The following is an 18,003-nucleotide window of genomic DNA, read 5'->3' on the forward strand; positions in this document are numbered from 1 at the left end:
CGATCGAGGGGTGCCATGGCGGCTCACGCGAAGCGTGAACCGCCATGGCACATGCCCGGCTCAGGTCCGCATGAAGCCCTCGCACTCGCCCTCGGCCCAGGCGAGCGCCGTTTCCAGCTTCTCTCCTTGCGCAAAGCGCAGCGCCATCTTGGTCAGCGTCGCCTGGAAGTAGATCTGCTGGGCGATCTTCGGCGGCGCTGGAGACGCGGCGATCGACATCGTCTGCTGCTTGTAGGGATCCGGATAGTGGAAGAGCGTGCCCTTCGGCGGCCCTTCCTCGGCCCAGGTCTTGAACTTCGTCATGTTCGCGTAGGCCGGGAGATCGTACCCGCCGCTCGCCGCGACGAACTTCTCGATCGCCGCCGGCGAGGACAGGTGAACGAGCAAGCTCTTGGCCGCTTCCTTGTTCTTGCCAAAGGCCCAGACGCCCCAGAAGTACGGCAAGAAGGGCGCAAAACGTCCCTTCGGACCGGACGGGAAGCCGTGCGTCCAGCACTGTTCGGCGACCTGCGGTGCGTCGCGCTTGGCGACCGCCCAGGCACTCGGCGGATTCAGGATCATCGCGCCGCGGCCCGAGATCAGCCATTTGTTGTTGGACGCATCGTCCCACGACGGTGCGTCGGTGGGCAGAACGGCGATCAGCTTCTTGTAGAATTCGAGCGCCTGCCGCACCGCGTCGGTCTTGACGGTGATATCGCCCTTGGCGTTGACGAGCTCGGCGCCGAATGACTGGAAGATCGCGCCGGCGGTGTCGACGCTGTCGGTGGTCTCGCCGAGACCGATGCCGAAGGGGAAGCCGGCCTTGTGGCAGGCCTCGGCTGCCTTCAGGAACGTCTCCATGGTCCAGTTGTCCGCCTTTGGCGGGCCACCGGCCGGATACATCTCCTGCACGTCGATGCCGGCGTGCTTCTTCATCAGGTCTATGCGGGAGCAGGGGCCTTTGATCTGGCTTCCCGGCGTCGCCGGCACTGCGAGCCATTTGCCGCCCGACCGCCCGAGATATTTGACGGTGTCGTTCACCTCGCCGTTCTGCTTGATGAGCGGCTCCATGACGTCGTTGAGCGGTTCGAGATTCTCGGAATAGGCGTGCGGCCACCAGCTCGGCATCTGGAGAATGTCGTGGCCGGACTTGGCCTGGGCTTCGGCCGCCGCCGTCAGCTCGATCTTTTTGTTGTTGCTGGTGATGTAGTCGATCGAGACCTCGACCTTCTCCTTCTCGCCCCATTCCTTGACGAGGGCGGTGGAGGCATCGTTGGCGCCGGGCACCCAGTGGTCCCAGAAGCCGATCGAGAGCTTGCCGGCGGCGTAGGCGCCTCGGACATAGGGCGCCGTGATCAGCGCCGCGGAGGACATTGCAGTGGCAGCCACAAATTGACGTCGCGTCAGTGTCTTGCGTGACATCTCGTTTCCTCGCTTGGGTGTTTTATTGTTCTGGTGTTTCCTCTGAACTCTTCCGAGTTTTGCTTTTGATTTTCTTGTTGGGAGTTTCTTGTAGGACGTTCTTGTAGGGACGTTCTTGCAAATTGGTAGCGCGATCAGATCATGATTGACCGCGTCTGTCGAGAAAACCGAACGGCTTGCGCCTAGAACTAACGTTGTGTCCGGGAACGCGGCAGTGCCTCGATGTCATGCGCCGGCCGTGAACCACGGTCGGTCGTTTTGCGATGCACACTTTGCGCAGACCTGCCGGCCCGATATGTGCGCAATTACGCCGCAGTTTCCAATGAGCCTGCATAAGCACCTCGCGCCAAACACTTTTCGGGCGTGGATAGCATTTGTCGGCGCCTAGACCTCGAAGCGGTGAAAACGATAGAGTTGCAGCTGGCAGGTGGCTCTCACCCCAACAGGCCAATGAGATCGAGCATGGAGACCAGAATGATCAACCCGGCGCCGCCCGCGCGGCTTTACCTGCGACGATGGTTCGCGCTGGGATCCGTTTTCGTGTTGCTGCTCGGCGCAGCCGCGGTGGCGAACGCTCAAGGTCTGGTCAAAGGGGTTCAGGAAGGAGCGGCGGCCGGGAACAAGGCGGCAGGTCCGGTCGGTGGCGTGCTCGGCGGCGCGATCGGCGGTGTGGTCGGCGTCTTCACCGGCGTGCTCGGCGTTGGCAATAATGGCAATCAGGCGCCAGCCGCCAAGGATGGAAGCAAGGACGCAAGCAAGGATGCGGCCAAGGACGCCAAGCAGGGCTCCGGCAAGGACAAGGATGCCAAGAGCGCCAAGGCAGGCAAGGGCGCCAAGGCGAGCAAGGAGGCGAAGAACGCGCCGCAGGACAAGGATGTCACGGTCCTCACCCAGAGCGGCGCGCCGCAGCTGACCGCCGACCAGATCGTCACCAACAGCGATTCCTATATCGAGCGGATCAAGACCGAACTGAACCTCACGCCCGACCAGGAGAAGCATTGGTACGGCTTCTCGAGCGCCATGCACTACCTCGGGCATAACGGTGCCGAGCGACTCAACCTGCGGGTTGCACGCGCCAAGCGGGATCCGCCGGACGACATCGTCGAGCAGATGCGCAACGAGGCGCAATTCCTGATCGACCGCGCCGCCGACCAGCGCAATGTCGCCGACGCCGCCGAGCCACTCTATTCGAGCCTCGATGACAAGCAGAAGCAGGTCTTCGTACAGGAGATGGTGCGGCTCAGCCACGAACGAGGATTGGATTGATCAAGTTGAATCGGATCGGTCGCGTCTGAATTAACGGCGCCCGCCACGAATTCGTGAATCCTCTTCGCAATTCGGTTATGATTAGCTTCGTAAGCTGATTGCGGGGTTGATATGGCGGACGGACTCTCCGTTTTCCTGGTCGAAGACGAGACGTTGATCCGGATGATGATGGCGGACATGGTGGAGGAACTCGGCCACCACGTCGTCGCGGAAGCGGACAATGTCCGGGACGCCAGCGCTTTCGCCATGACCGCGCAGTACGATCTTGCGATCCTCGACATCAATCTCAAGGGCGTCTACGTCGATCCAGTCGCCGACCTGATCGAGCGCCGCGGCAAGCCGTTTCTGTTTGCGACGGGGTACGGTCCGGAGCTGCTGCCGTCCTTGCTCCGGCGCCGGCCGATCCTGCGCAAGCCGATTTCGATCGATCAGCTCAAGGCGATGATCGATTCGCTGTTTCCGGAAGCGGCGGCGAAGACGCCGCACTGAGCGACGGCGAAGCCGCGCCGAGATCCCAACGAAAATGGCCGCCGTCAGGGGCGGCCATTTGGCAACGGAATTCGCCGTGGTCTCACATCAGGCCGGCGCCGAGATCGATGCCGCGCGCCATCAGGCCGAACGAGGCAACGAGGCCCGTGCAGCAAAACAGCAAGATGGTCTTGAACGAAGAATCGGCCAAACGCGTTTCGATGGTGGCCGGCATCGCGGCGATCGAAATCATGCTCATGTTCATTCCCCCCTTTGTTGCCCCTGAATTGCATCAGGTGAGGGAACTCATAGAGCAAAAAGTTTGACACGAGCTTTCGAGGGATCGTTAACGAATCGCGATTGATCCCGCGTTTGCGCGTGCCGAAGCGGGATCACGTGCCTCAGTGGCGCCCGTTCTTCAGCACCGTGGCGATGGTATGGGCTGTCATGGCGGCGCGGTCCGAAGCACGCTGGGCGGCGAGCCGGTCCCGCGCCTTTTCCTCGATCAGGAGCTCGATCAGGGCCAGCCGCTTGCCCTCGTCGTCCGCCTCGAGCAGCAGGCGGTGATAGCGGTGATAGTCGAAACCCAAATCCTGTTTACGCATGTCACGCCCCCGCAACTACGCCACACACAAGCCTGGATTGTTTCTCATCCGAAACATGCGCGCAAGCACGATCCCGCATGGAACCGCGCGTGCGGTGCAATCAGCTGTGAATTACGGCACCCGCGCGGAGCGAGGGGCGCACCTTATGGCTGGATGTGCTCGGCAAACATCTTCAGGCCGACGAAACTCGCATCAGGTTTCGTGACCAGCCTGGTTGGGATGTTGCGCAGATAGTCCTGGAAGCGTCCTTTGGCTTCGAAACGCGCCCGGAATGCGGAGGCTGCGAGGAACTTCGGAAAGCGCGGCACGATTCCGCCGGCAATATACACGCCGCCGCGGGCGCCGAAGGTCACCGCGAGATTGCCCGCGATCGAGCCGAGGATGGCGCAAAACATGTCCAGCGTCGCGTGGCTGACCTCGCAACTGCCCTCCAAAGCCGCCTTCGTGATGGCGGCAGCATCGCGATGCGGCACCTGAGCGCCGTCTACCTCGGCCAGCGCCTCGTACAGGCTTTGCAGGCCGGAACCGGACAGCGCGCCGCGCTCAATGGAGACATGGCCGAGGCGTCGGCGCATAGACGCGATCACGCGGTCCTCGCGCTCGTTCTCCGCCGGCAGGGTTGCGTGGCCGGCCTCGGTGACGACGGCCAGCCGCGCGCCATGGCGCTCGACCAGGCAGGAAACGCCAAAGCCGGTTCCAGGCCCGACCACCAGCAACGGCTCTCCGGGAAGGCCATCTTGTCCGCCGAGCGGGATCAGGTCGGCGGGCTGCAGGGCGGGCAGGGACCAGGCCACCACCTCGAAATCGTTGAGAACATGAACGCTGTCGAAGCCGAGGGCCGGCTGAAGCTCGTTGCCGTCGATGACCCACGGGCTGTTGGTCATGACGCAGCGGTTGTTGGTCACCGGACCCGCGACGGCCAGCACGGCCCTCACAGGCTTCTCATGGCCGGCCCGTTGGAGGACGTCAGTGATGGCCTCCCGAACTGTCGGGTGATCGGCGACCTTCACATAGTCGATCGGTCCGATCTGATCGTCCTGGCTCAGCGCGAAGCGCGCATTGGTACCGCCGATGTCGGCGAGAAGAATCGTTCCTGTCTTGCCGATACTCATGACCATCTGGCTACCGCGGCCTTGCCGGCTGCGGGAACCTTTTCCTCCGCTCCTTCGATCCGATCCGCATGTCGCGGATATCCCAGAATCCGCCCTTGGATGCCGCTAGTCAACACGGTCGACGCCAAAGCGTTGCATGCTGGGGACGAGGGGCGCGCGATTTGCGCGACATTGTTGCAGGATGTCGGTGGTTGCGAAGCAGCGCGGGAAGATCGACACTGAAGAGAACGGCCGGCGTCTGTCGCGCCAGGCCGATGGAACGGGACCTGCGATGAAGATTTCCGACCGCGACGTGCTGCTGGTCATCGACGTGCAGAACGATTTTTGCACCGGCGGAGCGCTCGCCGTTCCCGGGGGCGAGAAGGTCGTCCCGGCCATCAATCAAATCGCCCAAAAATTCGCCAATGTGGTGCTGACCCAGGACTGGCATCCCCGGGATCATGTCTCCTTTGCCCCGAACCATGCGGGCAAACAGCCGTTCCAGACCATCGCGCTTGACTACGGCGCGCAGGTGCTCTGGCCGAGCCATTGCGTGCAGGGTACGGCGGGCGCGGAATTTCATCGCGAGCTCGACGTCACCCGCGCAAGTCTGGTGGTGCGGAAGGGGTTTCGGCGCGGCATCGATTCCTATTCGGCGCTGTTCGAAAACGACAGGAAAACGCCGACCGGCCTGCTCGGGTATTTGCGCGAACGCGAGTTGAACACCGTCTTCGTCGCTGGCCTCGCGTTCGACTTCTGCGTGCGCTTTTCGGCGGAGGATGCGCGCAAGGCGGGGTTCGAGGTTGCCGTCATCGAGGACGCCTGCCGCGGCATCGACCTCGACGGCTCGGTAGCCACGGCCCATCAGAGTTTTCGGGAGCGCGGCATTTCAGGCGTCAGCCTCGAGGCATTGCTGTGAGGATCGTGAGATAGCCATGGCGGAGAAGACCGGCAAACAGTCGCGCACACCGGGGCCGGTCCCGGATGACCCGCTGCTGTGGCCGTTCGCGGCGGCTCGGCTTGCCATGGACGCCTGTTTCGGATGGCTTGAGCGCGGTCCGCCGGAGCAGGCCGACAGCAGCCTGCCGTGGACCACGCCCAACTCCGTCGCGCTGGAGCTTGCGACCATGCGGCTGCGCGATTGCACGCGGACGGGGTCCGGCCAGCCGGCACTGGTCTGCGCGCCCTATGCGCTGCATCGGGCCCTGATCGCCGACTTCGCCCCCGGCCACAGCGTGGTGCAGTCCCTGCAAGATGGCGGCATCGACCGGATCTATCTCGCCGACTGGCGCTCGGCTGCACCTAACATGCGCTATCTCTCGATCGACAGCTATCTCGGTGATCTCAACGTCGCCATCGACGAGATCGGCGCGCCGGTCGACCTCGTCGGCCTGTGCCAGGGCGGCTGGCTGTCGCTGCTCTATGCGGCGCGCTTTCCAGCCAAGGTGCGGCGGCTGGTCCTGGTCGGCGCGCCCGTCGACCTCTCGATCGACTCCACGCTGTCGCAGCTCGCCCGCAACACGCCCGAAATGGTCTACGACCAGCTCGTCGCGCGCGGCGGCGGCAATGTCAGCGGCGAGGAGATGCTGCGTGTCTGGTCCAAGGCGCCGAGTCGCGACGACATCGCGACGGCGCTGCAAAGCGAACTCTCCGGCGAGGAGGGTGCGGCGCTGCTGGCACGCTTCGAGCGCTGGAACGCCGAGACTCTCAATCTGCCCGGCACCTATTATCTCGAGATCGTCAACTGGATTTTCCGGGAGAACCGGATCGCGAGCGGCCAATTCACGGCACTCGGCCGCGTGATTGATCTGAAGGACGTCAAGGCGCCGGTCTTCCTGCTGGCCGGGCTCGATGATGACGTCGTGCCGGCTGCGCAGGCGCTCGCCACCGCCGGTTTGCTCGGCACGCCACCGGCCTTCATTGCGGCGGCCTCCGAGCCCTGCAACCATCTCGGCTTGTTCATGGGCGCGCGGACCCACGCCCATGCCTGGCCCCGGATCGCCGAATGGCTGCGCGACGATCTGACCGGCGTGCTGGCGCGCCGAGCCTGACGCCGCCAAGGGGCCGGGCAAGGCCGGGCAGCGAAGCTGCAAATCCGTTATGCATGACGTTGAATGGCCTGCACCGGGGTATGTCGATGGGTTAAACAGGGCCCGGAGCCGGCGGCGGCCGGTCGCGGCCAGATAAAGGTACTGCGCTCGATGAGTTTCCACTCGATCTATGCCCACGGATTTGCGCGCGTGGCGGCCTGCGTCACCACTTCTCATGTGGCCGATCCCACGGCCAATGCGAAAGCGGTTCTGGCGGCGGCGAAGGACTGCCACGAGCAGTCGGTGGCGGTTGCCGTGTTTCCCGAGCTGTGCCTGTCCGGCTATGCGATCGAAGATCTCGTGAAGCAGGATCCGCTGCTCGATGCGGTCGAGCGCGGGCTCGCGGCCATCGTTGAGGCATCCTCGGCCCTGATGACCGTCCTGATCGTTGGCGCGCCGCTGCGCTTTGGCAATCGCATCTACAATTGCGCGGTCGTCATCCATCGCGGCAAAGTTCTCGGCGTCGTGCCCAAGAGCTACCTGCCGACCTATCGCGAATTCTACGAGGGACGGCATTTCGCCTCCGGCGCCGGCATCGTCGGAGAGATGGTCGCCTTTGGCGGACTGCATGTCCCGTTCGGCGTCGACCTCTTGTTCGCAGCCGAGGACGTTCCGGGCCTGACCATCGGCGTCGAGATCTGCGAGGACATGTGGATCCCTGTGACCCCGGCCTCCGAGCTCGCGCTCGCCGGCGCGAGCGTGCTGTTCAACCTTTCGGGCAGCCCGATCACAATCGGCCGAGCCCGCTCGCGCGCCCTCTTGTGCCAATCGACTTCGGCGCGCTGCCTGGCGGCCTACGTCTATTCCGCGGCCGGGGCAGGGGAATCGACGACCGATCTTGCCTGGGACGGCCAGACCTCGATCTACGAGAACGGGGTGTTGCTGGCCGAAGGCGAGCGGTTCCGCCAAGGCGGCCAGATCACGCTGGCCGACGTCGATCTCGACCTGCTCAGGCAGGAACGCGCCTCGATGGGGACGTTCGACGACAATCGCCGCCAGCGTGAGGCCTTCTTCCGCAAGGTGACTTTCGTCCTGAACCCGCCGACTGCCGATATCGGCTTCCTGCGCAAGGTCGAGCGCTTTCCGTTCGTGCCGAGCGACGAGAGCCTGCTCGAGCAGGACTGCTACGAGGCCTACAACATTCAGGTCGCGGGCCTCGTCCAGCGCATGCGCGCAACCGGCACCAAGCGCGTCGTCATCGGCGTATCGGGCGGGCTCGATTCCACCCACGCCCTGATCGTCGCCGCCAAGGCGGTCGATCTGCTCGGCCTGCCGCGCGAGAACATTCTCGCCTACACCATGCCCGGCTTTGCCACCGGCAGCGAGAGCAAGACCAATGCGCTGGCGCTGATGAAGGCGTTGCAGACGAACTGGCAGGAACTCGACATTCGCACCACGGCGACGCAAATGCTGAAGGACATCGGCCATCCCTTCGGCAAGGGCGAGAAGGTCTACGACATCACATTCGAGAATGTGCAGGCGGGCCTGCGTACGGACTATCTGTTCCGGCTCGCCAACCATCACGGCGGCATCGTCATCGGAACCGGCGATCTCTCGGAGCTCGCACTGGGCTGGTGCACCTACGGCGTCGGCGACCAGATGGCGCATTACAATGTCAACGCCGGGGTGCCGAAGACGCTGATCCAGCATCTGATCCGCTGGGTGATCGCCTCGAAGCAGTTCAGCGACGACGTCAACCAAACGCTTGGATCGATCCTGTCGGCCGAAATCTCGCCGGAGCTGGTTCCAGTCAAGCCGGGCGAGAAGCCGCAGAGCACGGAAGCCTCGGTCGGTCCCTACGAGCTGCAGGATTTCAACCTGTTCTACACCCTGCGGTTCGGCATGCGGCCGTCCAAGATCGCCTTCATGGCGCTGCAGGCCTGGAAGGACGTCGCCAAGGGCGAATGGCCGCCGGCATTTCCGACCGATAAGCGCAAGGCCTATGATCTCAAGGAGATCCGCCGCTGGCTGGAGGTGTTCCTGCGCCGCTTCTTCGCTTTCAGCCAGTTCAAGCGCTCGGCGATGCCGAACGGACCCAAGGTTTCGGCCGGCGGCTCGTTGTCGCCGCGCGGCGACTGGCGCGCACCGTCGGATTCGAGCGCGGCGGCGTGGCTGGAAGATCTCGAACGGAATGTGCCGAACTGATCGGCAAGGGCTGATGGGCCAGGGCCGACCGACAAGGGCTGATGGGCAAGGGCTGATCGGGCAGGTGCCCAAAACGACTTCGCGCCGCGCGGCTCAGAAAGCCGGCGGCGCGAAATTGCGTTCAATCTAGAAAGTACCGAGGTCCGGAGTGCCTAGGAGTCCGGACCTCGTCACCTTGCCCCAGCCTTCAATCCCCCGCCCCATGTGGTCCCCCAACCCCATGTAGCGCGATCAGAGGGTGATGCCCTTGGAAGTGGCCGCCGATCGATGTCCCGCGATGTACGCGAGATCGGAATAGGATTCCATTCCGGGTCACTACGGAGACGAACGTGCTTGATTCTGCAGGCTCATGCGTTCGTTCGCATTCGCTTCGATCGTTGCTGCCTGAATTCGATGCACGCGCTCATGTGCAGCGCTCTTGGTAGCGCGCTTGGTCGCGCACTTGGCAGCGCACTTGGGATGTCCACATCTCGTCAGCGCTTCGGAACCTGCCTTTCACCGGCCTGTCATTGAATTGGTCTAGCGCTGCTCCCGTCATTGTTGACGGCCGAGGAGCAAGCCATGTCGAAGCCGGTACTGGGCGCCGCATTGTCCATCAAATCGATCCCTGCGCATCGCGACTGGCTTCTCGAACGGCAGCGTGATCTCGAAATCCAGGATTTCTTTCGCGCGGATCTTCTCGACAGCGATTGGCGGAGCACGGCCGGCGAGATCAAGCAGATGCTTTCGGGCCATACCGGTCGGCTCGGCATTCACGGCCCGTTTTGGGGCTTCACGATCGACAGCCACGATCCCATGATCCGTCAGGCGGTGACCAGGCGCCTGCTTCAGGGGTTGGATGCCGCCGAATTCCTCGGCGCGACGCAGATGGTGATCCACTCGCCGTTCACGACCTGGGACCACAACAATCTCGACCTCTATCCCGATAATCGCGGCAATCTCGTCGAACGCGTCAAGGCGACACTCGCCGAGGTGATTGTGCGCGCTGAAACCATCGGCTGCGAGATCGTCATCGAGAACATCGAGGACAAGGATCCGCGCGATCGCGTGCGTCTCGCCAAGGCGCTCGAAAGCAGCAAGGTGCGCGTCTCCCTCGACGCTGGCCACGCCAACTACGCTCACATCTCCACCGGCGCGCCGCCGGTCGACTACTATGTCGAAACCGCCGGCGACATGCTGACGCACGTCCACCTGCAGGACACCGACGGCTTTGCCGACCGGCACTGGGCCCCGGGCGAAGGCAATATCCCGTGGGTCGCCGTGTTCCGCGCGCTGGGCCGGCTGACGTCCAATCCCCGGCTGATCCTCGAACTTCGCAACCACGACAACGTCCGCGCCGGTGCAGCCCATCTCGCCGCGCTTGGTCTCGCCGAATAACCGCATCATCCAGGGCAGGGGTTCCCGTCATGAGCAAGCTTACCCGTCGCACCATCCTGAAATCCGGCGGCGTTGCCGCAAGCACACTGCTTCTGCCGCGCTTTGCCATCGCGCAGTCCGACAACCGTCCTTCGGTGACGATTGCCGTCCAGAAGGTGACCAATGCGAACGTGCTCGACGTGCTGCGCGAGCAGTCCAATGTCGGCGAGCGGGTGTTCTTCTCCTCGATCTGGGAAGGCCTGATCTCGAAGAACTGGCGTGGCAGCCTTGAAGCTGTGCCGGGGCTTGCCACCGAGTGGCGCCGCATCGACGACCAGACCGTCGAGGTGAAGCTGCGCCAGGGCGTCAAATTCCACAATGGCGACGAACTCACTGCTGAAGACGTCGTCTTCACCTTCAGCCGCGAGCGCATGTTCGGCGACACCGAAGCCAAGAGCCGCAGCACCATCCAGGCTTTCGAGAAGATCCCGACGCCGCGGCCGGGCAAGGAGTTGCCGCCGGACGTTCCCGCGGTCGCGCGCCGGATCTGGCCGGATCTCGTCCGCGTCGATGCCGTCGACAAGTACACGGTGCGCTTCTACAACGCGACGCCCGACGTCACGATCGAGGGCCGGCTGTCGCGCTACGGCTCCGACATCGCGAACCGTCGCGCCTGGGCTGAATCCGCGAGCTATCTCGACTGGGCGCGCAAGCCTGTGACCACCGGCCCCTACAAGGTCGTCGAACTCAAGCCCGACGTGTCGCTGACGCTCGAAGCGCATGACGAATATTGGGGCGGCCGTCCACCGCTCAAGCGCATTCGCTTCCTCGAAGTCCCGGAGGTCGCGAGCCGCATCAACGGCCTGTTGTCGGGCGAATACCAGTTCGCCTGCGACATCCCGCCAGACCAGATCGCCGGCATCGAGAAGAATTCAGCCTTCGAAGTGCAGGGCGGCACCATCCTCAATCATCGCCTGACCGTATTCGACAAGAACCACGCCCAGCTCGCCAATCCGCTGGTAAGGCGCGCCTTCACCCACGCGATCGACCGCCAGGCGATCGTCGACAGCCTGTGGGCCGGCCGCACCCGCGTCCCGAAGGGCCTGCAGTGGGAGTTCTACGGCGACATGTTCAATGCCGACTGGAACGTGCCGGCCTACGATCCCAAGCTTGCGCAGGACCTGCTGAAGCAGGCCAACTACAAGGGCGATCCCATTCCCTATCGCCTGCTCAACAATTACTACACCAACCAGGTCGCGACCGCGCAGGTGCTGGTCGAGATGTGGAAGTCGGTCGGCCTCAACGTCCAGATCGAAACCAAGGAGAACTGGTCGCAGATCATGGAGCGTGCGCCGACCCGCGCGGTGCGCGACTGGTCGAACTCGGCCGCCTTCAACGATCCGGTGTCGTCGCTGGTTGCCCAGCACGGCCCGAACGGCCAGCAGCAGCAGATCGGCGAGTGGACCAATGCCGAGCTGAACACGCTCTCGGAGTTCCTGGAAACCTCGATCGACCGCGCCGCCCGCAAGAAGGCGTTCCGCCGCATGCTGGAGATCGCCGAGCGCGAAGACCCGGCCTATACGGTGCTGCACCAGAACGCGACCTTCACGGCCAAGCCGAAGTCGATCAAGTGGAAGGCGTCGCCGGCCTTCGCGATGGATTTCCGCGCCGGCAATTTCGAGGCTTGATCGGTGGCGCCGCTGATCACCATCAAGGACCTCGGCGTCGCCTTCCACGGCGTGCCGGTCGTGCGCGGTGTCGATCTCGCCTTGCGGAAGGGCGAGGCCCTCGGCCTCGTCGGCGAGTCCGGGTCGGGCAAGTCGGTGACGTGGCTTGCGGCACTCGGCCTCTTGCCGCGGAATGCCCGCGTCTCGGGCTCCGTTCGTCTCGACGGTCGCGAGCTCCTTGGTGCGCCGGCCGCCGAACTCGACCGTATCAGGGGCGGGCGCGTCGCCATGATCTTCCAGGATCCTGCGAGCGCACTGAATCCCGTGCTGACCATCCGCAGGCAGCTCTGCGAGGCCTTGGCGCTGCATCGCCATCTCTCGGGCGACGCGGTGAAAGCCGAAGCGCGGCGGCTGCTTGATCTCGTCGGCATCCCCGACGCGGCGCGCCGGCTCTCCGCCTATCCGCACGAATTTTCCGGCGGCCAGGTCCAGCGCATCATGATCGCGATGGCGCTCGCCGGAAATCCCGACCTGCTGATCGCGGATGAACCGACCACGGCGCTGGACGCTACCATTCAGGCGCAGATCCTGGAACTGCTCTCGACCATCCGTCGCGAGATGAGCATGGCGATGGTCCTGATCAGCCACGATCTCGGCGTGGTCGCGGAAAACTGCGACCGCGTGGCCGTGATGTATGCCGGCCGCATTGTCGAGGAGGCGCCGGCGAACCAGCTCTTCGCCGATCCCGTCCATCCCTATGCGCAGGGTCTGATCGGCGCGCTGCCGCCGCTCGACGGGCCGAGGCGCCGCCTGACCGCCATTCCCGGAACGGTCCCCGATTCCGCGAGGATGCCCAGCGGCTGCGCGTTCGCGCCGCGTTGCGCGCTGGCAGAAGAGCCGTGCGGCCGTATGGCCCCAACCCTCGCGCCGATCGCGGAGGATCGCGCTGTCGCCTGCGTCCGCGCCGAGGCTTCGCGTCGCGCGCTGCTCGGGATCGCTGCCGAATGAGCGGTCCTCTCGTCGAAGTGTCCTCGATCTCGCGCAGTTATAGCATGCGCTCCGGGATGTTCGGCCGAAGCACCGCCGTTCATGCGGTCGATCGCGTGTCGCTGACGATGCGCAAGGGAGAGACGCTGGGCCTCGTCGGCGAATCCGGCTCGGGAAAGTCGACCACCGGCCGCATCGTGCTTGGCCTCGAGCCGCCGGACCACGGCGAAGTACGGTTCGACGGCAAGCCGATGGCCACGCCCGGAACGCCCGCATGGCGTGCGCAACGCGCGCACATGCAGATGATCTTTCAGGATCCGCTGGGGGCGCTGGACCGGCGGTTGCCGGTCGCCGCTCAAATCCGCGAGCCCCTGGACATTCACGGCCTCGGTACGCCCCTCGAGCGCGAGGAGCGTGTCCGCGAATTGCTGCGCGCGGTCGAACTGACACCCGCACATGGTGTGCGCTATCCGGGCGCGCTCTCCGGCGGACAGCGCCAGCGCATCGTGCTGGCGCGAGCGCTGGCGACAAAGCCGGATTTCCTCGTCTGCGACGAGCCGGTCAGCGCGCTCGACGTCTCGATCCAGGCGCAGGTGGTGAATTTGCTCGCCGACCTCCAGGCGCAGCTTGCGCTGACCTTGCTGTTCATCAGCCACGATTTGCGGGTGGTCCGGCAGATCAGCAATGTGGTGGCCGTGATGTATCTCGGCCGCATAGTCGAGATCGGGAGCGCCGATGATCTGTTCGCGCGGCCGGAGCACCCGTATACCCAGGCACTGGTTTCTGCATCGCCCGCGCCGGGTCGCCGCAGCGCAGGCCGCATCGTGCTGGCAGGCGATCCGCCGAACCCGGCAGCCCGTCCCCAAGGCTGCGCCTTCCATCCGCGCTGCCCGCGCGCGGTCGCGCGTTGTGCAAGCGAGGTGCCGGCGCTGTCGCACGTCGGCGGCAACAGGCAAGTCGCCTGCCACCTCGTGACCGGGCCGCAGGCCGAGACGCGGGACGCGGCCTGATGGGACGCTATTTCGCCATTCGCATCGGACGCGCAGCCCTGACGATCGTGCTCGTCGTCACCTTCGCCTTCGTGGTGCTGCGTCTCTCGGGCGATCCCGCGCTGATGATTTTGGGACCGGAAGCGCCGCCGGAAGTCCTCGCCGCGTTCCGCAAGGCGTGGGGCCTCGATGATCCCATCTGGTTTCAGTATCTCGATTATTTTGGCGCCATCGCCAAAGGCGAACTCGGCCGTTCCATGCGTGACGGGCGGCCTGCGATCGAGCTGGTGCTGGAACGGATTCCGGCAACCCTGGCGCTGACGCTGCCGGCCTTCGCATTCAAGGTCGCGCTCGGCATTCCCGCCGGCATCTACGCGGCGCTGCACCGGGGCTCGGGAATCGATCGCGCGGTGATGGTGACGGCGGTCGCCGGCTTCACCGTGCCGAGCTTTGTGCTTGCGCTGATCCTTGTCCTCGTCTTCGCCGTGCAGCTCGGCTGGCTGCCGTCGGGCGGGCAGGACAGCTGGCGTCACGCCATCCTGCCGATCGCGACACTCAGCCTTGGCGGCGCCGCGGTGCTGGCGCGCTTCACCCGCAGCGCGATGCTGGAGGTGCTCGGCCAGCCCTATATCCGCACCGCCTCGGCGAAGGGCGTGCCGTGGCGAAAAGTCGTGACGTCGCATGCGCTGCCGAACGCGGCGATCCCGACAGTCACCATACTGGGCTTCATGGTGGGCACGCTGATCGCGGGCGCAGTGGTCGTCGAGAGTGTGTTTTCGTGGCCCGGGGTAGGGCGCCTGCTCGTCGTCGCCGTCGCCAACCGCGACCTCGCCGTCGTGCAATGCATTCTTCTGCTGGTCGCGCTGACCATGGTGACATCCAACCTGATCGTCGACTTCCTCTACGGCTTCCTCGACCCGCGCCTGCGCGCCAAAGGAGCGCATGCATGACCGACGCGACGCTGAAGGACACCAAAGCGTTTTCAAGCGAAGCGGATTCCGGTTCGCGTAAAGAAAACGCGTTAAAACTAGAATCTAACGTCCGCCGCCGCGTCAGCCTCCCGGCGATCCCGGTGTCGGTCGTGCTCGCGATCGGCTGGATCGTCGCGATGCTGATGATCGCGGCCTTCGCCGAGAAGATCGCCCCCTACGGCTATACCCAGCTCGACCTGCGCAACCGGCTGGCGGCGCCCGGCAATGTCGCGCACTGGCTCGGCACCGACGAGCTCGGCCGCGACGTGCTGTCGCGGCTGCTCGTCTCGATCCGCATCTCGCTCCTGATCGCCTTCGGCGCGACGGCCATTTCAGCCATCGTCGGCACCACGCTCGGCTTCCTCGCCGCGCATTTCCGCGGGCCCGTCGAGCAGCTTGTCCTGATGCTGTCCGACTTCCAAGCCAGCATGCCCTTCCTGATCATGGCGCTCGCGGTGCTCGCCTTCTTCGGCAATTCGCTGCCGCTCCTGATCGGCCTGATGGGATTTTTCGGCTGGGAGCGCTACGCCCGCATCGCGCGGGGCCTTGCCATCTCGGCCAATGCGCAAGGCTACGCGGCCGCGGTCCGCCAGCTCGGCGCGACGCCGGCGCGAATTTACCTCCGGCATATCCTGCCCAACATCGCCTCGACCCTGATCGTCTCGACCACGCTGGTCTTTCCCGAGGTGATCCTGATGGAATCCGGCCTGTCTTTCCTCGGCCTCGGCGTGCAGCCGCCGATGACCAGCCTCGGCAACATGGTCGGCTATGGCCGCGAGTACCTGACCCGGGCACCCTGGATCATGCTGGCGCCGGCCACCACCATCGTGGTGACCACGCTGGCGGTCTCCGTGATCGGCGACTGGCTGCGCGACCGGCTCGATCCGACCCTGCAATAGACCGCGCCCGGAGCAGGGGAGGCCTGCGAAAGGCCGATCCGGCCGCTTCCGGCCCAAGTTCCCGTTGCGCGCGTTCCCCCCGTGCGCTATCCGGCCGGAAAGGCCTGAGCCGGCTTCCGAATTTTGCCGCCCGGCCAGTCAAACCCGAGGACGGAAACCGCCATGCCAGCCTATCGCTCCCGCACCACCACCCACGGCCGCAACATGGCCGGCGCCCGCGGCCTCTGGCGCGCGACCGGGATGAAGGACGGCGATTTCGGCAAGCCGATCATCGCGGTGGTCAATTCCTTCACCCAGTTCGTGCCCGGCCACGTCCATCTGAAGGACCTCGGCCAGCTCGTCGCCCGCGAGATCGAGCAGGCCGGCGGCGTCGCCAAGGAGTTCAACACCATCGCGGTCGACGACGGTATCGCGATGGGCCATGACGGCATGCTCTACAGCCTGCCGTCGCGCGAGCTGATCGCCGACAGCGTCGAATATATGGTCAACGCGCATTGCGCCGACGGCATGGTCTGCATCTCGAATTGCGACAAGATCACGCCCGGCATGCTGATGGCCGCGCTACGGCTCAACATCCCCGCCGTGTTCGTCTCGGGCGGACCGATGGAGGCCGGCAAGGTCACGCTGCAGGGCAAGACCAAGGCGGTCGACCTGATCGATGCCATGGTCGCAGCCGCCGACTCCAAGGTCAGCGACGAGGACGTCAAGGTGATCGAGCGCTCGGCGTGCCCGACCTGCGGCTCGTGCTCGGGCATGTTCACGGCCAATTCGATGAACTGCCTCACTGAAGCACTTGGACTTGCGCTCCCCGGCAACGGCACGGTGGTCGCGACCCATGCCGATCGCAAGCGACTGTTCGTCGAGGCCGGCCACACCATCGTCGATATCGTGCGCCGCTATTACGAACAGGACGACGCCTCCGTGCTGCCGCGCAACGTCGCCAACTTCAAGGCGTTCGAGAACGCGATGACGCTGGATATCGCGATGGGCGGCTCGACCAACACGGTGCTGCATCTGCTCGCCGCCGCCCATGAAGGGCAGGTCGAGTTCACCATGCAGGACATCGACCGGCTGTCGCGCCGCGTGCCCGTGCTGTGCAAGGTCGCGCCGTCGGTCGCCGACGTGCATGTCGAGGACGTGCATCGCGCCGGCGGCATCATGGGCATCCTGGGCGAGCTCGATCGCGCCGGCCTGATCGACACGTCGGTCTCGACCGTGCACGCGCCGACCATGAGCGACGCGCTGGAACGCTGGGACATCAAGCGCTCCAAGAGCGAGTCTGTCCGCACCTTCTTCCGCGCTTCGCCCGGTGGCATCCCGACCCAGGTCGCGTTCAGCCAGGAGCGCCGCTACGAGGAGCTCGATACCGACCGCGAGAAGGGTGTGGTCCGCAACCTCGAGCACGCCTTCAGCAAGGACGGCGGCCTCGCCGTGCTCTACGGCAATCTCGCGCAGGACGGCTGCATCGTGAAGACCGCCGGCGTCGACGCCTCGATCCTGAAATTCGCAGGCCCCGCCCGCGTGTTCGAAAGCCAGGACGCGGCGGTGGAAGGCATTTTGGGCGGCAAGGTCGTGGCCGGCGAGATCGTCGTCATCATCTATGAAGGCCCGCGCGGCGGCCCGGGCATGCAGGAGATGCTGTATCCGACCAGCTATCTGAAATCGATGGGCCTCGGCAAAGCCTGCGCGCTCGTCACCGACGGTCGCTTCTCGGGCGGCTCGTCTGGCCTGTCGATCGGTCATCTGTCGCCGGAAGCGGCCGAAGGCGGCAACATCGGTCTGGTCCGGACCGGCGATCGCATCGCCATCGACATCCCGAACCGTAGCATCAGCCTCGAGGTCTCCGACGAGGAGCTGGCCCAGCGCCGCGCCGCGGAAGAGGCGAAGGGCGATGCCGCCTGGCAGGCGACGGGGCGCAAGCGCAACGTCTCGACCGCGCTCCAGGCCTACGCCGCGCTCACCACCAGCGCCGCGCGCGGCGCGGTGCGCGAGGTGAAGCGCCGCTCGAAGTAACAGCGTCTTGCGCGCGTGTCGCAAACGTCGCGCATCGCACATGGTCAACAGGTTC

Annotated in this window: 16 protein-coding genes; 12 read left to right on the forward strand and 4 right to left on the reverse strand. The window is 65.0% G+C overall.

Features of this window, described 5'->3' with window-relative positions:
• Positions 1–60: 60 nt before the first annotated feature.
• Positions 61–1,401, reverse strand: a complete 1,341-nt coding sequence (locus tag JQ591_RS09635; protein WP_027566973.1) for an ABC transporter substrate-binding protein — start codon at positions 1,399–1,401, stop codon at positions 61–63.
• Between the two features lie 474 nt (positions 1,402–1,875).
• Between JQ591_RS09635 and JQ591_RS09640 the strand changes: the two genes are divergently transcribed.
• Together JQ591_RS09640 and JQ591_RS09645 are read left to right on the forward strand one after the other, a co-directional pair.
• A complete protein-coding gene (locus tag JQ591_RS09640) occupies positions 1,876–2,667 on the forward strand; it encodes a Spy/CpxP family protein refolding chaperone (protein WP_211396416.1) in 792 nt (263 codons plus the stop codon).
• Between the two features lie 111 nt (positions 2,668–2,778).
• A complete protein-coding gene (locus tag JQ591_RS09645; RefSeq protein WP_211395780.1) occupies positions 2,779–3,156 on the forward strand; it encodes a response regulator in 378 nt (125 codons plus the stop codon).
• An 82-nt stretch (positions 3,157–3,238) separates the two neighbouring features.
• Here JQ591_RS09645 and JQ591_RS09650 read toward each other — a convergent pair whose 3' ends face one another.
• The 3 genes from JQ591_RS09650 to glk all read right to left on the reverse strand — a co-directional run bounded on the left by JQ591_RS09650 (position 3,239) and on the right by glk (position 4,852).
• A complete protein-coding gene (locus JQ591_RS09650) occupies positions 3,239–3,394 on the reverse strand; it encodes a hypothetical protein (RefSeq protein WP_007590942.1) in 156 nt (51 codons plus the stop codon).
• A 142-nt stretch (positions 3,395–3,536) separates the two neighbouring features.
• Positions 3,537–3,740, reverse strand: a complete 204-nt coding sequence (locus tag JQ591_RS09655; protein WP_018457896.1) for a hypothetical protein — start codon at positions 3,738–3,740, stop codon at positions 3,537–3,539.
• A 143-nt stretch (positions 3,741–3,883) separates the two neighbouring features.
• Complete coding sequence (gene glk / locus JQ591_RS09660) at positions 3,884–4,852, reverse strand: glucokinase (RefSeq protein ID WP_211395781.1); 969 nt, start codon at positions 4,850–4,852, stop codon at positions 3,884–3,886.
• Between the two features lie 271 nt (positions 4,853–5,123).
• Between glk and pncA the strand changes: the two genes are divergently transcribed.
• From pncA to ilvD, 10 genes are all read left to right on the forward strand, one after another.
• Positions 5,124–5,750 carry a bifunctional nicotinamidase/pyrazinamidase gene (pncA, locus tag JQ591_RS09665; protein ID WP_211396417.1) on the forward strand — a complete coding sequence of 209 codons (627 nt, stop codon included), beginning with the start codon at positions 5,124–5,126 and terminating at the stop codon, positions 5,748–5,750.
• A 16-nt stretch (positions 5,751–5,766) separates the two neighbouring features.
• Positions 5,767–6,882, forward strand: a complete 1,116-nt coding sequence (locus tag JQ591_RS09670) for an alpha/beta fold hydrolase (protein ID WP_211395782.1) — start codon at positions 5,767–5,769, stop codon at positions 6,880–6,882.
• A 150-nt stretch (positions 6,883–7,032) separates the two neighbouring features.
• Positions 7,033–9,066: an NAD(+) synthase gene (locus JQ591_RS09675; RefSeq protein WP_211395783.1), complete on the forward strand. Its 2,034-nt coding sequence runs from the start codon at positions 7,033–7,035 to the stop codon at positions 9,064–9,066.
• 561 nt (positions 9,067–9,627) lie between these two features.
• The gene (locus tag JQ591_RS09680; protein WP_211395784.1) at positions 9,628–10,443 is read left to right on the forward strand and encodes a sugar phosphate isomerase/epimerase family protein; all 816 of its coding nucleotides are present in this window, start codon (positions 9,628–9,630) and stop codon (positions 10,441–10,443) included.
• A 29-nt stretch (positions 10,444–10,472) separates the two neighbouring features.
• The gene (locus tag JQ591_RS09685) at positions 10,473–12,110 is read left to right on the forward strand and encodes an ABC transporter substrate-binding protein (protein WP_211395785.1); all 1,638 of its coding nucleotides are present in this window, start codon (positions 10,473–10,475) and stop codon (positions 12,108–12,110) included.
• A 3-nt stretch (positions 12,111–12,113) separates the two neighbouring features.
• Positions 12,114–13,097 (forward strand): ABC transporter ATP-binding protein, encoded by a 984-nt coding sequence (locus JQ591_RS09690; protein ID WP_211395786.1) that lies wholly within the window; start codon positions 12,114–12,116, stop codon positions 13,095–13,097.
• Complete coding sequence (locus JQ591_RS09695; RefSeq protein WP_211395787.1) at positions 13,094–14,086, forward strand: ABC transporter ATP-binding protein; 993 nt, start codon at positions 13,094–13,096, stop codon at positions 14,084–14,086. The genes JQ591_RS09690 and JQ591_RS09695 overlap by 4 nt, the downstream gene beginning before the upstream one ends.
• Positions 14,086–15,015, forward strand: a complete 930-nt coding sequence (locus JQ591_RS09700; protein ID WP_211395788.1) for an ABC transporter permease — start codon at positions 14,086–14,088, stop codon at positions 15,013–15,015. Before JQ591_RS09695 ends, JQ591_RS09700 begins: the two co-directional genes overlap by 1 nt.
• The gene (locus tag JQ591_RS09705; protein WP_249136727.1) at positions 15,012–15,935 is read left to right on the forward strand and encodes an ABC transporter permease; all 924 of its coding nucleotides are present in this window, start codon (positions 15,012–15,014) and stop codon (positions 15,933–15,935) included. Before JQ591_RS09700 ends, JQ591_RS09705 begins: the two co-directional genes overlap by 4 nt.
• A 162-nt stretch (positions 15,936–16,097) precedes the next feature.
• Entirely contained in the window at positions 16,098–17,948 is a 1,851-nt protein-coding gene (gene ilvD, locus JQ591_RS09710; protein WP_211395789.1) for a dihydroxy-acid dehydratase, read from the forward strand.
• Positions 17,949–18,003 lie beyond the last annotated feature (55 nt).

Origin of the sequence: Bradyrhizobium canariense, assembly GCF_018130465.1 — a bacterium.
GTDB lineage: Bacteria > Pseudomonadota > Alphaproteobacteria > Rhizobiales > Xanthobacteraceae > Bradyrhizobium > Bradyrhizobium canariense_C.

Coding starts and splice junctions, on each gene's coding strand:
- JQ591_RS09700 (WP_211395788.1), top strand. CDS start 14,086: ATGGGACGCTATTTCGCCATTCGCATCGGACGCGCAGCCCTGACGATC.
- JQ591_RS09670 (WP_211395782.1), top strand. CDS start 5,767: ATGGCGGAGAAGACCGGCAAACAGTCGCGCACACCGGGGCCGGTCCCG.
- pncA (WP_211396417.1), top strand. CDS start 5,124: ATGAAGATTTCCGACCGCGACGTGCTGCTGGTCATCGACGTGCAGAAC.
- JQ591_RS09680 (WP_211395784.1), top strand. CDS start 9,628: ATGTCGAAGCCGGTACTGGGCGCCGCATTGTCCATCAAATCGATCCCT.
- JQ591_RS09685 (WP_211395785.1), top strand. CDS start 10,473: ATGAGCAAGCTTACCCGTCGCACCATCCTGAAATCCGGCGGCGTTGCC.
- JQ591_RS09695 (WP_211395787.1), top strand. CDS start 13,094: ATGAGCGGTCCTCTCGTCGAAGTGTCCTCGATCTCGCGCAGTTATAGC.
- JQ591_RS09635 (WP_027566973.1), bottom strand. CDS start 1,401: ATGTCACGCAAGACACTGACGCGACGTCAATTTGTGGCTGCCACTGCA.
- ilvD (WP_211395789.1), top strand. CDS start 16,098: ATGCCAGCCTATCGCTCCCGCACCACCACCCACGGCCGCAACATGGCC.
- JQ591_RS09655 (WP_018457896.1), bottom strand. CDS start 3,740: ATGCGTAAACAGGATTTGGGTTTCGACTATCACCGCTATCACCGCCTG.
- JQ591_RS09640 (WP_211396416.1), top strand. CDS start 1,876: ATGATCAACCCGGCGCCGCCCGCGCGGCTTTACCTGCGACGATGGTTC.
- JQ591_RS09675 (WP_211395783.1), top strand. CDS start 7,033: ATGAGTTTCCACTCGATCTATGCCCACGGATTTGCGCGCGTGGCGGCC.
- JQ591_RS09650 (WP_007590942.1), bottom strand. CDS start 3,394: ATGAGCATGATTTCGATCGCCGCGATGCCGGCCACCATCGAAACGCGT.
- JQ591_RS09645 (WP_211395780.1), top strand. CDS start 2,779: ATGGCGGACGGACTCTCCGTTTTCCTGGTCGAAGACGAGACGTTGATC.
- JQ591_RS09705 (WP_249136727.1), top strand. CDS start 15,012: ATGACCGACGCGACGCTGAAGGACACCAAAGCGTTTTCAAGCGAAGCG.
- glk (WP_211395781.1), bottom strand. CDS start 4,852: ATGAGTATCGGCAAGACAGGAACGATTCTTCTCGCCGACATCGGCGGT.